The 14,691-nt window shown below is 38.3% G+C and carries 12 protein-coding genes; all 12 read left to right on the top strand.

All coding sequences use genetic code 11. The annotated features are described in order from the left end of the window. Positions 1 to 86 precede the first annotated feature (86 nt). The 12 genes from lgt (at position 87) to AC0KSB_RS13280 (ending at position 14,586) form a co-directional block, all read left to right on the top strand. Positions 87 to 1,100: a prolipoprotein diacylglyceryl transferase gene (gene lgt, locus AC0KSB_RS13335; RefSeq protein ID WP_472310100.1), complete on the top strand. Its 1,014-nt coding sequence runs from the start codon at positions 87 to 89 to the stop codon at positions 1,098 to 1,100. Next, positions 1,100 to 2,233, top strand: a complete 1,134-nt coding sequence (locus AC0KSB_RS13330; protein ID WP_472310098.1) for an FtsW/RodA/SpoVE family cell cycle protein — start codon at positions 1,100 to 1,102, stop codon at positions 2,231 to 2,233. Before lgt ends, AC0KSB_RS13330 begins: the two co-directional genes overlap by 1 nt. A gap of 304 nt (positions 2,234 to 2,537) precedes the next feature. Then, positions 2,538 to 2,972, top strand: coding sequence for a division/cell wall cluster transcriptional repressor MraZ (locus AC0KSB_RS13325; RefSeq protein WP_472310096.1), 435 nt, complete (start codon positions 2,538 to 2,540; stop codon positions 2,970 to 2,972). Beyond that, on the top strand, positions 2,956 to 3,930 hold the full coding sequence (rsmH, locus tag AC0KSB_RS13320) for a 16S rRNA (cytosine(1402)-N(4))-methyltransferase RsmH (RefSeq protein ID WP_472310094.1): 975 nt from the start codon (positions 2,956 to 2,958) through the stop codon (positions 3,928 to 3,930). The genes AC0KSB_RS13325 and rsmH overlap by 17 nt, the downstream gene beginning before the upstream one ends. Further along, positions 3,927 to 4,559: a hypothetical protein gene (locus tag AC0KSB_RS13315; protein WP_472310092.1), complete on the top strand. Its 633-nt coding sequence runs from the start codon at positions 3,927 to 3,929 to the stop codon at positions 4,557 to 4,559. Before rsmH ends, AC0KSB_RS13315 begins: the two co-directional genes overlap by 4 nt. Position 4,560: 1 nt before the next feature. After that, complete coding sequence (locus tag AC0KSB_RS13310; protein WP_472310090.1) at positions 4,561 to 7,125, top strand: penicillin-binding transpeptidase domain-containing protein; 2,565 nt, start codon at positions 4,561 to 4,563, stop codon at positions 7,123 to 7,125. Position 7,126: 1 nt separating this feature from the next. Further along, positions 7,127 to 8,617 (top strand): UDP-N-acetylmuramoyl-L-alanyl-D-glutamate--2,6-diaminopimelate ligase, encoded by a 1,491-nt coding sequence (locus AC0KSB_RS13305; RefSeq protein ID WP_472310088.1) that lies wholly within the window; start codon positions 7,127 to 7,129, stop codon positions 8,615 to 8,617. Continuing rightward, positions 8,618 to 10,165: a UDP-N-acetylmuramoyl-tripeptide--D-alanyl-D-alanine ligase gene (locus AC0KSB_RS13300; RefSeq protein ID WP_472310086.1), complete on the top strand. Its 1,548-nt coding sequence runs from the start codon at positions 8,618 to 8,620 to the stop codon at positions 10,163 to 10,165. Beyond that, entirely contained in the window at positions 10,162 to 11,175 is a 1,014-nt protein-coding gene (mraY, locus tag AC0KSB_RS13295) for a phospho-N-acetylmuramoyl-pentapeptide-transferase (protein WP_472310084.1), read from the top strand. Before AC0KSB_RS13300 ends, mraY begins: the two co-directional genes overlap by 4 nt. Positions 11,176 to 11,226: 51 nt before the next feature. After that, positions 11,227 to 12,654, top strand: coding sequence for an FtsW/RodA/SpoVE family cell cycle protein (locus AC0KSB_RS13290; protein ID WP_472310082.1), 1,428 nt, complete (start codon positions 11,227 to 11,229; stop codon positions 12,652 to 12,654). Then, on the top strand, positions 12,651 to 13,796 hold the full coding sequence (murG, locus tag AC0KSB_RS13285) for an undecaprenyldiphospho-muramoylpentapeptide beta-N-acetylglucosaminyltransferase (protein ID WP_472310080.1): 1,146 nt from the start codon (positions 12,651 to 12,653) through the stop codon (positions 13,794 to 13,796). The genes AC0KSB_RS13290 and murG overlap by 4 nt, the downstream gene beginning before the upstream one ends. Beyond that, the gene (locus tag AC0KSB_RS13280; protein WP_472310078.1) at positions 13,768 to 14,586 is read left to right on the top strand and encodes a cell division protein FtsQ/DivIB; all 819 of its coding nucleotides are present in this window, start codon (positions 13,768 to 13,770) and stop codon (positions 14,584 to 14,586) included. The genes murG and AC0KSB_RS13280 overlap by 29 nt, the downstream gene beginning before the upstream one ends. Positions 14,587 to 14,691 lie beyond the last annotated feature (105 nt).

Here is a 14,691-nt window from a genome sequence, read left to right as displayed (position 1 = left end):
TTAATCTGCCAATTTATCTTTAATCTGCATATAATACAGATTGAGACAACAGCAAAAGGATATGCTTTGTATTGGAGGAAAGAATTGTGAATAGTGATTTTCTTGTTAGTTTTCCAGGGTTGGGTATAAATGATCTTCCTGTAAACAGGGAAGCATTCTCTGTTTTCGGTCAATCAATATATTGGTATGGGTTATTAATTGCTTTAGCAATAATTACATGTCTGCTGCTTGCTTCCAGAGAAGCAAAGAAGTTTGGCTTATCGGCAGATGATATCATGGATACCTTTATTTTACTAATTCCCATGATAATAATTTTTGCCAGAATATATTATGTTATTTTTGAATGGGAATATTATGCAGTTGATTTAAAACGAATATTTAATACAAGGCATGGCGGACTTGCTTTCTATGGCGGTGTTATAGGCGGAGTTGTTGCAATTTTGCTTGTTGCTAAATACAAAAAAATATCCAAGGCAAAACTTGTTGACTATCTTGTGGTTTATTTGCCACTGGGTCAGGCCATAGGAAGATGGGGAAATTTTTTCAACCAGGAAGCCTTTGGCAGCAATACAACTATGCCATGGGGTATGTATAGCAATGAGACTGCAAGATATCTAAGGGCTTTGGGAGAAGGTTTTGACCCTTCCTTACCTGTTCATCCGACTTTTTTATATGAATTTATTGGAAATATAATCATTTTTATTATTTTGCTTAATTTACGTAAGAAAGTAAAATTACCATTGATAATGACTTTCAGTTATCTGGGAATGTATGGATTCATAAGATTCTTTGTAGAAGCAATCAGAACAGACGCTCTTTATATAGCCGGAACAGATCTTAGAATCTCAATGATTTTGTCAGGGCTGATGGTAGTAGCATCTGTAGCATATATAATTTTTGCAGTCAGAAAAAAAGAACAGCTGTTGATAAAAGCGGCTTTGAAAGCTGATGATACTGAAGAAGAATTCACCCAATTGACAGATGAAGATGATTTTATTGCTATTGATGAAGATGATCAAAATAAGGATGATTTTGTTCCGGTTTCTGATAATACGGACGATTTTGTTGCCGTTGATGAAGATCAGGAGAAACAGGAATAATGTCTCATACTGGTTTTGAACAACTAAAAAGAGATACTTTTTTCAAAAAAATGGATTACTGGCTGCTGATTCCCATAATGGCCGTAACTCTTATAGGCTTATTTGTCTTGAACAGGGTTTTATCAGATGGGTTTGGAGATAGGTATCCAATGAATTTTTATCGCCAGGCAGGAGCTGTTCTGGTTGGTCTGGTCATAGCTTTGATTATAAGTCTTTTGGAAGCACCAACACTTAAGCTTGTTGGCTGGATGATTTATTCCGTTAGCGTTTTATTATTGGTATATGTTCTGGTTGATGGTTATTCTCTTGTTGATCAATGGGGGGCTGACAGTTGGATGCTAATCCCTTTTGTTGGATCCTTTCAACCATCCGAATTGGCTAAGGTTGGCTTGGCTATGGTGTCGGCGTTCATACTTGAAGGCATGAATGAAAAACGATTGAACTGGTGGCAAGGTGGTTTGCTTATAGCTATTGTTTATGCCATCCCTTTAGGCTTGATCATTAAACAGCCTGATTTTGGCACCGCCATGGTGATTCTTTTTATGTTTGTCTGTATGATTTTCATATGGGGAATCAAGTGGCGTTATGTCTTGCTTGGGATTTCGGGTGCTGTTATTACCGTTCCTTTGATTTGGTTTTTGTATCTTGATGATTGGCAAAAAAACAGAATAATCACTTTTTTGTTCCCTGGACATGATCTTGATGCTTCATTTAATCTTTTTCAATCTCAGCAGGCAATCGCCTCAGGAGGTCTTTTCGGTAGCAGGTCAGATGTACCGGTACATGTACCTGTAAAGGAATCAGACTTTATCTACACAGCTGTTTCAGAGCATATGGGTTTTGTAGGAACTACAGCCTTGCTTGCCCTTGCTTTCTTTTTTCTTGCAAGAGCATTTTATGTTGCTTCCAAACTGGAAGGTTATAGACCTGCCGCTTCATATGCCATGGTGGGTCTTACGGCAGCAATAGCTATACACTATGTTGAAAATCTGGGAATGTGTGTTGGTTTATTGCCAATTACCGGCATACCTCTTCCTTTTGTAAGCTTAGGTGGAACTGCTATGGTGGTTAATTTTATTGCCTTAGGTATATTGCTCAACCTTTCAATGGAAAGAAATATTGTGCAAAAATAGCAATGATAACTATGCTTTGATCATAAATGATTAATAAATTTTTAAAAAGATAATAAAAAGAATTACCAATATTCCTAATAAATTAAGATAAATTAATTCAGCTGTCTCATGTTAAAACAAGGGACAGCTTTTTTTTTGCATATTTTTGTAAAATTAAAATTTGATTACAAAAGTTTTCTCTTTTTACAGATTTATTGCTTTATTTGCGATAAAGCAGTAAAATACATTTTAGGTGGTGAATTGTAGCGCAAAATATAATTAATGTGGGTTATAGTGGTGGAGTTTTACAAAAGGAGGTGCAGGCATGGCCAGATATACACATACCGTTGATGCAAAAGGTCGTGTTTTTGTGCCTGCGCGTTTGCGTGACAGCTTAGGAGGAACTCTTATTATCACTCTTAGCCTTGACGATGGTTATTTGTCTGCATATACTCCAGAGCATTTCCATGAAATCAGATCTCAAATCAGTCAATTATCGGGAACTGATCCAGCCGTAAGAAAATTAAAGAGGGCGATCATCGGTGAAGCAATGCCTTGTGACTTTGATAAACAAGGCCGTATTTCGGTATCGGAAGAACTTTGGTCGCATATTAATGTCAGTGCCGGTGAGGAAGTCTGCTTTATTGACATGTTCGATAAATTGGAAATATGCTCGAAATCCTTCTATCAAAAGCAGAAGGAGGAGCAGGGATCTTTGTCAGATATAGATCTCTCAAATTTTGATGTCAAAGGATTGTAATTTTGAACATGTTTCAGTTCTCTACAAAGAATCACTGGAGCTTCTGTCAATTAAACCTGATGGAATATATGTAGACTGTACCCTTGGTGGAGGGGGACATAGTTCAGGAATATTAAATTTATTATCTGAAAAAGGAAAATTGATTGCTTTTGATAAGGATAAGCAGGCAAGAAAAGCTGCTGCTGAACGACTCTCAACTGTAAAAGGCAAAGGAACATGGGAAATAATCCCTGAAGATTTTTCGGAAATAAAAAATGTTTTGCATAGTCTTAACATTAATGCAGTAGATGGAATTATTGCAGATCTTGGAGTTTCATCCTGGCAGCTTGATCAACCGGAAAGAGGATTTAGCTACGGGCAGGATGGACCGCTGGATATGAGAATGAATATGAGTGCGCAACTAACTGCAGAATTTATTGTTAACAATGAAACTGTTGAGAATATTGCCAAAATTTTAAAAGAGTATGGCGAAGAAAGATATGCAATGAGAATTGCAAGGGCAATAGATAAGAAAAGAAATGAAGAAAAAATAACCAGAACGGTACAATTGGCTGAAATTGTGAAAAGAGCAATGCCCGGATCTGCTTTAAAAGAACAGCAGCATCCTGCAAGAAGGACTTTTCAGGCTTTGAGGATAGCAGTTAATAATGAACTTGGTTCATTGGAAAGCCTCCTCAAGGATGCAAGTGGACTTCTAAATGATGGTGGCAGGCTTTGTATTATTTCTTTTCATTCACTTGAGGATCGTCTGGTAAAAGAGGCTTTTAAAAAATGGGAAAATCCCTGCACTTGTCCAAGATCTTTTCCGGTTTGTATATGCGGCAAAGAATCGCTAGGAAGACAGATAAACAGAAAAGGACTGATAGCAGGAGCAAAGGAAGCGGGCAATAATCCAAGAGCTCGCAGTGCAAGGCTCAGATGCTTTGAAAGAATTGTCAAAGGGGAGGCACCGAAATGAATTCAACAAGAGGAAATCTTGCTGTAAAAAATTCCGGGATGTCACGCAACAGCCGTTATTCATCTCCCGGACCATTAAGAAAAATCATACAGCCAGTACCATCACATAAAGTTCAGGTTTCTAAACCGGTAAAATTAAGAGTAAGAAGAGTATCGGTTCAGGAATCTGAACAAAGACAAAATCTGGCAAGAGAAAAAGCCAGGCAGATAAATCGTCAGCTGGCACGCCGGCATGTTAAAGCTCTCCTATCCGCAATTGCAGTTATAGCAGTAGTTGCTGCTGTTTATGGTGTCGTTGTATATCGTCAGGCTATGATACTGGAAGCAAATTTTGAAAATATCAGATTAGAAAGAACAATATCATCACTTGAGCAGGAATCCAGACAGATAAGTGAAGCACTTGCTCAGAAGACTAATCTGGATATAATAAGGAGAAGAGCAATAGAGGATTTAGGTTTGCAAGATCCGGCAAGATCCCAGGTTGTTGGTGTATATGTACCTGACACGGATAGAGTTGTCTATGCTTCAGGAAATGCCGGAATAGTAGATCAGGAAGCATATTTAAATAATATATTTACAAATGTTGAAGGCTTTTTTAAAACAATGAATCAGCAAAGGCAGGTAGAGTAATTTGAAACAGGGCTATAGCAATAACAGATCAGTACGGCAAAGGTCTGTTGTGGATAGAACCATTCGAGATTCTGCAGCTAGAGATATGCGAAGCAAAGGCCACCGGAAAAAACAAATGCAAAGGGGAGGAAAAATCCCCTTGCTGGTTTTGATGGTGGTCATGTTGTTCTTTTCAGCTCTTTTAGTAAGCCAGTTGTATCAGATACAGATCGTAGAGCATGAAGTCAATGCTCAACAGGCCGCAAGGCAGCATTTTACTAAAGTAACAGAACAGCCTGAGCGAGGCAGCATATATGATAGAAATGGTGTTGAGCTTGCTGGAACAACTTATGTGTACAGAATTGGTATTACCCCTTCCGATGTTAGATCAATCACAAAAAATATCAGTCAGAAGGAAATAGCAGAAGCGATTGCTTTGTCTTTGCATTTAGAGACTGACTCTGTTCTGGAGGATTTAGCAAAAACTGATGAAAGATACGTTCAGTTAAAAAAAGATGTTCCTAGAGATGAAGCCGATGCATTAAGAGAATGGCTGAGTAAAAATGATATAGGTGGTGTAAGAATAGATTCTGAACCACGTAGATATTATACAAATGGCAGTCTTGCAAGCCAGGTAATTGGCTTTGCTAATTTTGATAATGGAAATCTTACCGGACAATTAGGTGTAGAATTACAGTATAATGATTTGCTTACGGGTCAACCAGGTTATAAGTATGTTGAAACGGATAATTACAGTGGCAGAGGATCTTTGCCATTTTCAGTACCTACCAGCCTGGGCGCTAAAAATGGAAATAATGTGCATTTGAGTATAGATATTAATATTCAGAAAATAGTTCAGGAAGAGCTTGAAAGAGCAATAAATCTAAATGATGTAACATCAGGAGGATCAGCTGTGGCAATGGATCCATATACCGGTGAAATACTGGCAATGGCGTCCTATCCTTATTTTGACAGTTCAGATCCGGTAACGATTGCCGAAAATACCCGTTTGGATGCATTGAATAATATTTCTGCCTCTGATTCAGAAATAATAGAGTTTTTATCAAGTGAAATCTGGCGTAACCGAGCGATCTCCGATACATATGAACCTGGTTCAACGATGAAAGCGATAACTGCGGCTATTGCTTTTGAAGAGGCTTTGTCCAATGAGTCGGAACTTTTTGATGACAGTCCGATGCAGGTTCTGGACTGGACCATTTCATGTCATACAAAAGTAGGTCATGGCATTGAGACTCTTGAACAGGGTTTCTGGAGATCTTGTAATCCTGTTTTTGCTCAGTTGGCGCAAAGAACCGGTGTAAATAAATTCTATAATTATATGCAGGCTTTTGGATTCAAGAATATAACTGGCATTGATCTACCTGCTGAGGGAACAGGGATTTTGCATACGCAGCCGACTGAACTTGATATGGTAACATTATCTTATGGTGAATCATCAACACTGACCCCCTTGCAGCTTGTTAATTCATTCTGCACATTTGCTAATGGCGGTAATTTGATACAGCCTACCGTATTAAAATCTGTCACAGATTCTGAAGGTGCTATTGTCAGAGAAACACAACCTGAAACTATTCGCAAAGTAATTTCTGAGGAAACCTCTGCACGCGTAATGGAACTACTTAAGGGTGTTGTTTTGTATGGCACTGGTTCTGCTGCCTATATAGAGGGCTATTCAGTAGCCGGTAAGACAAGTACCTCTACTGATGATTTTGGTGATCATACGATTTCTTTTGCTGGGCTGGCTCCTGCTGAAAACCCTGAAATAGTTGTTCTGGTAGTTTTGCAAAAACCAAGAGACCGTTCGCTGTCATCTTCCGGTTCTGCCAAGGCATGTGGAACAATTATTGAAAGAAGTCTTGAATATATGGGTGTTTCAAGAGAATACAGTGAAATGGATATATCCAGACTGGGCGAACTGAAGCCTGTTCCTGATATTGTCGGAATGACTTATAACGAGGCTATGAGGGCGCTAAGTGACGTAGGATTGAGAGCGGAAGCCGGAGTGCTTTCTATGGGTGGACAGACAATTATTAAGAGTCAGTGGCCACAAGCCGGCAGTCAGGTTCATTTAAGAAGTCAGATTTATCTTTACCCCGACGAAAATGTGCCTGATGATCTTGTTGTTATTCCTGATTTTACAGGTAAAACAGTTCATGAAAGCATGCTTTCTGCTACAGAAGCCGGGCTAAATATTCTCATAGATGGAGAGTGCTTAGGCGTTGTTATCGAGCAAAATCCTTTACCTACTCATGGCAATACAAATAATCAAGCAAATAATCAGGAGGATGAAGCAGAAAATGCCGAGAATGGAGAGGTTGAGGAAGTAGATAATGATAATCAAGAAACAGGTGATAGCAACAGTCAGTCAAGTATGATTGATCCTGAAACAGGAAATCCGGTAAGACCTGTGACTAACAGATTGCAAAAAGGCAGTCAAGTTAGATTGAGGTTCGAACCTATGGAGGAATGTGTAGGCGATAACTGTGATAACCCTGATCATAATCATAATGTTGAAAATTTGTCTGTTGAACCACCAGATAATTTGGATAGTAATGCGGGAGAATAAAATGATTTGCTTTGAACTTATAAAGGAACTTGAAATATTACAAACAGAAGGTGACCTTAATACCGATATAGACAATATAGTATATGACTCAAGGAAGGCCAGGCAAGGAAGTCTTTTTGTTTGTATTGACGGCTATGTTACCGATGGGCACAAATTCATAGAACAGGCTGTAAATCAGAATGTAAGTGCCGTACTGATACAGAAAAAATATACTGATCTTTCCGATCTGCAGAAACAGGCTCTTAAAAAAACTGCCTGGATACAGATTTCTGATACCAGAAAGGGCTTGGCACATGTGTCAGCCAGATTTTTTGAAAATCCTTCCGAACGTCTTGATATGATAGGTGTTACAGGTACCAAGGGTAAAACAACAACAACATATATGGTTAGAGCTGTTTTATCTGCTGCAGGAAGAAAAACCGGACTGATTGGTACTGTCGCGAATATGATTGGAGACACTATCACATATGCTTCGAGAACTACTCCTGAATCATATGATTTGCAATCCTTGCTCGATGAAATGGTTAGTCGAGGTATGGATAGCTGTGTTATGGAAGTTTCTTCACAAGGGCTTAAATTGAGCAGAGTTCACGGCTGTAAATTTAAAATAGGAGCATTTACTAATTTATATGAAGATCATATAGGTCCACACGAACATGCAGATATGAAAGAGTATCTCGAGTCCAAATTGCTGCTTTTTGATATAAGTCAAAAGGTAGTTGTCAACCGTGATATAGATATTTTTGAAAAAGTATATAAAGCAGCAGATAACAAAGCCATTACTTATGGCCTGGATTATAATTCAGATGTTAGAGCTGCAAATTTGCGAAAAAAAACAAGGGGAGGTATATCCGGTACTTTATTTGATCTCATATCCCCATGGTATAATGGTGAAGTTTTTGTGGGAATGCCTGGTCTTTTCAATGTCAGCAATGCCCTTGCGGCAATTGCGATTTGTGGAAGCATGGGTATTGGTCTTGAAGCTGTAAGAGCTGGTTTGGCAGTAGTTTCTGTTCCCGGCAGAGTTCAAAGTGTACCTACCGGCAAGGATTTTCAAATTGTTGTTGATTATGCTCACAATGCGGCCAGTCTTGAACATTTGCTGGCAACTTTGCGTGATTATGCGTCTAACCGTTTGATAGTTGTTTTTGGCAATGGCGGAGATCGTGCCAGAACAAGAAGATTTGAAATGGGAGAGGTTTCCGGTAAAATGGCAGATTTAACTATAATTACAACTGATAATCCCAGAACAGAAGATCCCATGGCAATTATAGAGGATATTATTACGGGAATAAAACCAACAGGAGGCGAATACACTGTGGTTCCTGATCGCGAGGAAGCGATAAAATATGCTATAAATCATGCCGTAAGTGGTGATATGATCATTATTGCGGGAAAAGGTCACGAGACTTATCAAATATTCAAGGATAAAACAATTCATTTTGATGATGCAGAAACCGCTGCTTTAATCCTCTCAGAGGGGAGGGGTTAAATGAATCGATTTAATCTTCTGCAGATTTTGCAATGGACCTGTTCACCTCTTTTGCCAGAAAAAGATCAGAAAAAAATTGCTGAAAATGAAATCAGCTTAAATAATACTGAAAATTTCGGAGAGGTTTTTTTTGAAGAATTAAGTACTGATACAAGAAGTATTGAACTTGGACATGTTTTTTTGGCTCTTACGGGAGATCGTTTTGACGGGCATGATTTTATTGATCAGGCTTTGGAAAAAGGTGCTGCCTTGTTAATTTTACGCAAAAATCATAAATCAGTAAAACGATTGAGAGCAAATGAAAACATTGTTTTTTTAGATAATTGGCAGAGCACTCCAATTGTTTCCGATAATCGTACAAAAGTTTTGCAGGTAGAAGATACGCTGTTTGCCTTACAACAGATAGCTTGTGGTTATAGACACACACTGGCAGCTAAAATTATTGCCGTTACAGGAAGTGTAGGCAAAACATCAACCCGTGAAATGGTTAGTTGCTGTCTTTCGGCAGGGGGTAAAGTTCATCAAACAGCTGCAAATCTGAATAATGAAATAGGATTGCCTCAGACCATTTTGAAAACTCTACCAGATACGGATTTTCTTGTTCTTGAAATGGGTATGCGTGGCAGAGGGCAGATTGAGCTGCTTAGTAAAATTGCCTGTCCCGATATAGCAATGATTACAAACATTGGCTGGTCACATCTGGAGCTTTTAGGCAGTCGTGAAAATATTCTTTTGGCTAAGACTGAAATTATAGCAGGGATGAATTCAAATGGCTGGCTGATATTGAATGAAGATGATAAAATGCTTTCAGACTGGCGCAAAAAGCAAGAAATATCTCCTGCCATAGCGCTTGTCTCAGTAGATAAAAAAGGCACTGATATTGAATCTACTTTTCCAGGTCCTGTACTTTGGGCAGATGACATTAGGACTGGAACAGGTGGAAGCAATTTTTATGTATATAATGGCGCAAAACATGAAGTGCATATAAATGTTCCAGGAGAACATCATATAAAAAATGTTCTTATGAGCCTGATGACAGCCGATTTGCTTAATGTGCCTTTAGATTGTGCTATAAGACAAATAAGAAAATACCAAAACACAGGTTATCGGCAAAAAATAATTAATCTTGATAATCTGATAATCATGGACGATTCATACAATGCTTCTCCTGAATCAATGCTGGCCGCTTTAAAAACGCTGGCTGCAATTGCACAAAATAATAGAAAAATAGCTGTTTTGGGAAGCATGAAGGAATTAGGAGAATATTCAGAAAAAGCACATTTTGAAACAGGCTTTGCTGCTGCTGAGGCTGGATATGCTATTATTTTTCTGATTGGTGAAGATTCTGAATCTGTTAAGAAAGGTGCTATTTCTTATTTTAAAAACAAGGCGGACATTACTGTTTTTTCAAATCAGGCAGAACTTATTGATAGTTTAAAATCAATTTTGGAATCTGGAGATAATGTTCTCGTTAAAGGTTCAAGAGCTTATGCAATGGAGAACATAACATCTGCCATAAAAACGTTCTGGGAGGAAAAATATCAATGAGCTCTGAGTTAGAGATATTACTTATAGTTATCGGATTACTAGTGACCACTGTATTAACAGGATTAATAGGAATGCCTATATTAAAGCGTTTGCAGGTAGGACAAACTGTACGTGACGATGGTCCTAAAAGTCATTTCAAAAAATCAGGAACTCCAACCTTTGGTGGTTTTTTCTTTTTGATACCACTTGTGATTTCAGCTATAGTAATTCTGATAATAGCTCCTGAAAGCCACAATTATTCAATTATTGTACTTTTGATGATTTTATTTGGTTTTGCCGGCTTCCTCGACGATTATATAAAAGTAAGAGTTAATAAAAAAGGTCTTTCAGTTAGACAGAAAACTTTTTTGCTCGGACTTTTTTCGGTTTTATTTACTATTTATTATCTGTATCTATCCCCTGCAGATCCTTTTATACTGCTACCCTTCTCTCAAAATCAAATTTTTATAAACGGCTGGTTTAAAATTCCTTATGGGATAATTGTTGTTTTATATTTGTTTTTTGTTTGCAATGCAGTAAATCTTACAGATGGCGTTGATGGACTTGCTTCGACGGTAACTGCTATAGCGGCAGCTTTTACAGGATTGATAGCTTTTATGATGGGACATTTGTTTTCTGACAGCAAAGCCCTCTGGCTTTTGCCTTTTGCTATTTCTGGAGCTTGTATAGGCTTTTTATATTTTAATCATTATCCGGCAAAAGTTTTTATGGGTGACACTGGTTCCCAGGCGCTGGGAGCTGCTATGGCAGGTATTTGTTTGTTGCTAGGTGTTCCCTGGTTGATCATTCCGGTGGGAATCATTTATATGGCTGAAGCATTTTCTGTAATAATACAGGTTGCGTATTATAAAAAGACAGGTGGTAAAAGAATTTTCCGTATGTCTCCTATACATCATCATTATGAACTTGGCGGCTGGAAAGAAGTTAAAATTGTTGTTGTTTTTTCCATAATTACAGTAATCGGCGGAATCATGGGTATAATAATGCTCCTGCCTGTTTTTAGAACTTAGAAAATTATATTTATATAAGAAAATCAGAAATACCGGTTGATGAGGTGTTAAGTGATAAGCAGTGAGAAAAAATTTGAAAAAAGAATAAATTCTGCTCATGCTTCGCAGTTAAAAAATCGTGAAGTAAGGCGTGTACCAAGACAGTTGCAGGTAAGGCCTGTCTATCAGATGAACGGTACACTTTTTCTTACTGTTCTGATTATGATAGCTTTCGGACTTGTTATGCTTTTTAGTGCCAGCATGAGTGATGGCTATGCTAATTATGAAGGTAATTCCATGTATTATGTCTTAAGACAGGCTGCAATAACAGCTTCAGGCCTGATTATTGCTCTTGCTATCGCTATTGGTTTTAAAGTCGATTTCTTTAATAGAATGTTTTTTGTAATTCTTCTTTATTTCATAACCACAGGCTTACTTTTATATGTTAAATTTTTCGGGGTAGTTATAAACAGTGCCAGACGCTGGATTTTGATAGGATCATTAACATTGCAGCCTTCAGAATTGGCGAAAGTGGCCAGTGTTTTTTGTCTTGCGGGATACTTTTCCTGGGTCAGAAAACGCAAAGCTGAAGGTAAGTCAAAAAAACGGGGGTATGTCAGACAGTGGCTTGCAGATGGTTGGACAGATATTCTGATTCCAGCAGCCGCTATGATGGTCTGGCTTTTTTTGATTGCCTGGCAGCCTCATATGTCAGGATTTATCATAACAGGATTTATTATTTTCACTGTTTTTCTTGCTTCCGGCATTCCTTTTCGTTCATGGATAAGCGGAATAACTCAAGCTATAATCATGGTTTTAATTATAGCTTTGTTGATAGGGGCAATGCTGCCTGTATATCTAAATGTCAATAATAAATCGATGGATGAATTTGGTGAGGAAATAAAAAGTAATTTCTCACATGTAGAACGACGTATTAATATGTTCGTTAATCCTGATGAAGCTAGTGATGACGATACCTATCAGATAGATCAAGCTATTATAGCAATAGGATCCGGTGGTTTGACCGGTGTTGGCCTTGGCAAGGGCAGACAAAAATACAATTATTTGCCAGAAGCTCATAATGATTATGTTTTTGCTATCATAGGTGAGGAACTAGGATTTATAGGTACTCTTTCCGTACTGCTTCTGTTCATTATATTTTTAGTTGCCGGAGTAAATGTATCGATCAAAGCCAAGGATAATTATGCAGCAATGCTTGCTGCCGGCTATACGGGTCTCATAAGTATACAGGCATTATTAAATATAGGTGTTGCAACCAGTGTTTTGCCTGCAACAGGTATCTCTCTGCCCTTTTTTAGCTATGGAGGCACGTCAAATCTGTTTTTCCTTATAGCAATCGGGCTTTTGCTTTGCGTTTCCCGCTCCGGTCAGAAGAAAAAAACAAGTGCAGATATGCTTTTGGCAGGATCCCCGACTAGCGGGTATGGGCATGATCAGGTGAAGCGAGTCCCAGCTAAACCTAGAAGGAGAGATATATGACAAAAACAAAAAAATATATTCTGGCAGGTGGAGGTACCAGCGGACATATAAATCCTGCCCTTGCTATTGCAGAAGAGATAAAAAACAACGATCCTGAAGCAGAAATAATTTTTTGTGGCACGGCAAGAGGCATGGAAAGTGAAATGATCCCAAGAGCAGGCTACAAGTTTAAGGAGATAACTGCCCGGGGCTTGCCAAACAGAATAAACAAAGATACTTTTGCCGCAGTCAGAGATTTTTTTGCCGGACGCCGTCAGTGTATCAATCTTATAAAGGAATTTAAGCCGGATGCTGTTATAGGAACAGGCGGTTATGTTTGCAGTCCTTTGATTGCAGCTGCAGGCAGACTGAAGATTCCGGCTTTGTTACATGAGCAGAATGCCTACCCGGGAAGATCAAACAGATTACTTGCAAGTAGATGTCAGATGATTTGCATTAGCTTTAGTGGTACTGAAAAGTATTTCAAAACCACTGCACCTGTTGTGCTTACAGGTAATCCTGTACGCAGTGAATTTTTTGATTTGACGAAGGAAGAGGCAAGGAACACCCTTGCTTTGGATAGTAATGAGAAAATTATACTTGTGATGGGAGGAAGCCTTGGTTCCAAGACTCTTAACGATGCTGCAACCGGTCTTAAAAATGAACCTCTCTGGCAAAATTTAAGAACCAAACTGAATAATAATGTTCGCATAATTCTGGCGGCAGGCAGACAACATTATCAGGCTGTTATAGATAATTTCCCAAAGTCATCGGACTTTAGTATATTTGAATATATTTTTGATGCTCCCTTATGGATGGCAGCTGCCGATATTGTCATTGCAAGAGCAGGCGCCATGACATGTTCAGAACTGGCTGCTCTGGGCAAAGCCGCAGTTCTTATTCCTTATCCTTATGCAGCAGGAGATCATCAGACTTTTAATGCCAGATCATTGTCTGATGCCGGTGCTGCTATTTTGCAATCTGATGATAACTGCAACTCGCAATGGCTGGCAGATACTTTGGATAATCTTTTTTCAGATTGTAGTTTGATTGAAAATATGGGTGCAAAGGCTTTGAAGCTTGCAAAACCTGAAGCGGCAAAAGATATATATAATTGTTTATTGGAGATTATGAATGGGCGAAACCAGAAAAAATCCACGTAAATCAAAATTGCGCAGTTTTCTGATCTGGTTAGCGGCGTTGCTGGCAATTGCTGTTATTTTTCTTGCCTTGCCGATATTTCACCTTCAGGAATTTATTTTTTCAGATACCGTATCAATAAGTGAACAGGATATAGTTAATCATAGTGGTTTACAGCAAGGACAACATCTTGCAAAAGGCCTGGGCGGAAGTTTGCGGCATTTTTTTGAATTAAGGTATGGTGGAGCCGAAAATCAAATTACTGATAGTATGCCATATGTAAAATCTGCTGTGGTAAAAATGTCTTTCCCAGGCAAAATAAGCATTAATGTTGAGGAAAGAACCGAAGTGGCCTATGTTGCTATCCCAGACGGTTGTGTGCTGATCGATAAAGATGGTTATGCTCTTGATATTAAATCCGAACTGCCTTCTGATATACCTGTTATAGAAGGTATACGTGTAGTTTCACTTAATCTAGGTCAGGAATTAACTGTGGATGTTACAAGTGCCATGCAAATTGCTGTAACACTCATGGGTGCAATAATAGATGCAGACCGTGATGAGAGGCCGCAGATTTCATTAATGGAACAGGTAAGAATAATCCGGCCTGCTGGTGGAAATCTTATATATGTAACTATAGAACTGCCACAAACAAAAGAGGAAATGATTGTTCTTGCAGAAAGAGGAAGCTCTCTGACAGAGGATATGTTATGGCTTAGATTTGCAATCGAGCAGGAGGTTCTCAGTGGTCATGGTAAAGGAATACTTGATATGACGGGACAAAAAAAGATTTTTCGTCCTGATGCAGAATGAAGTAGTTTTAAAATACAAGACTATTTCAATATCTAATATAAATAATATATTCAATAATATGTATTTATATTAGATAAATGATAGAATAATAAAGACATAATTAAT

Source organism: Ercella succinigenes (assembly GCF_900002895.1).
This window is presented reverse-complemented; position numbering and strand designations above follow the sequence as displayed.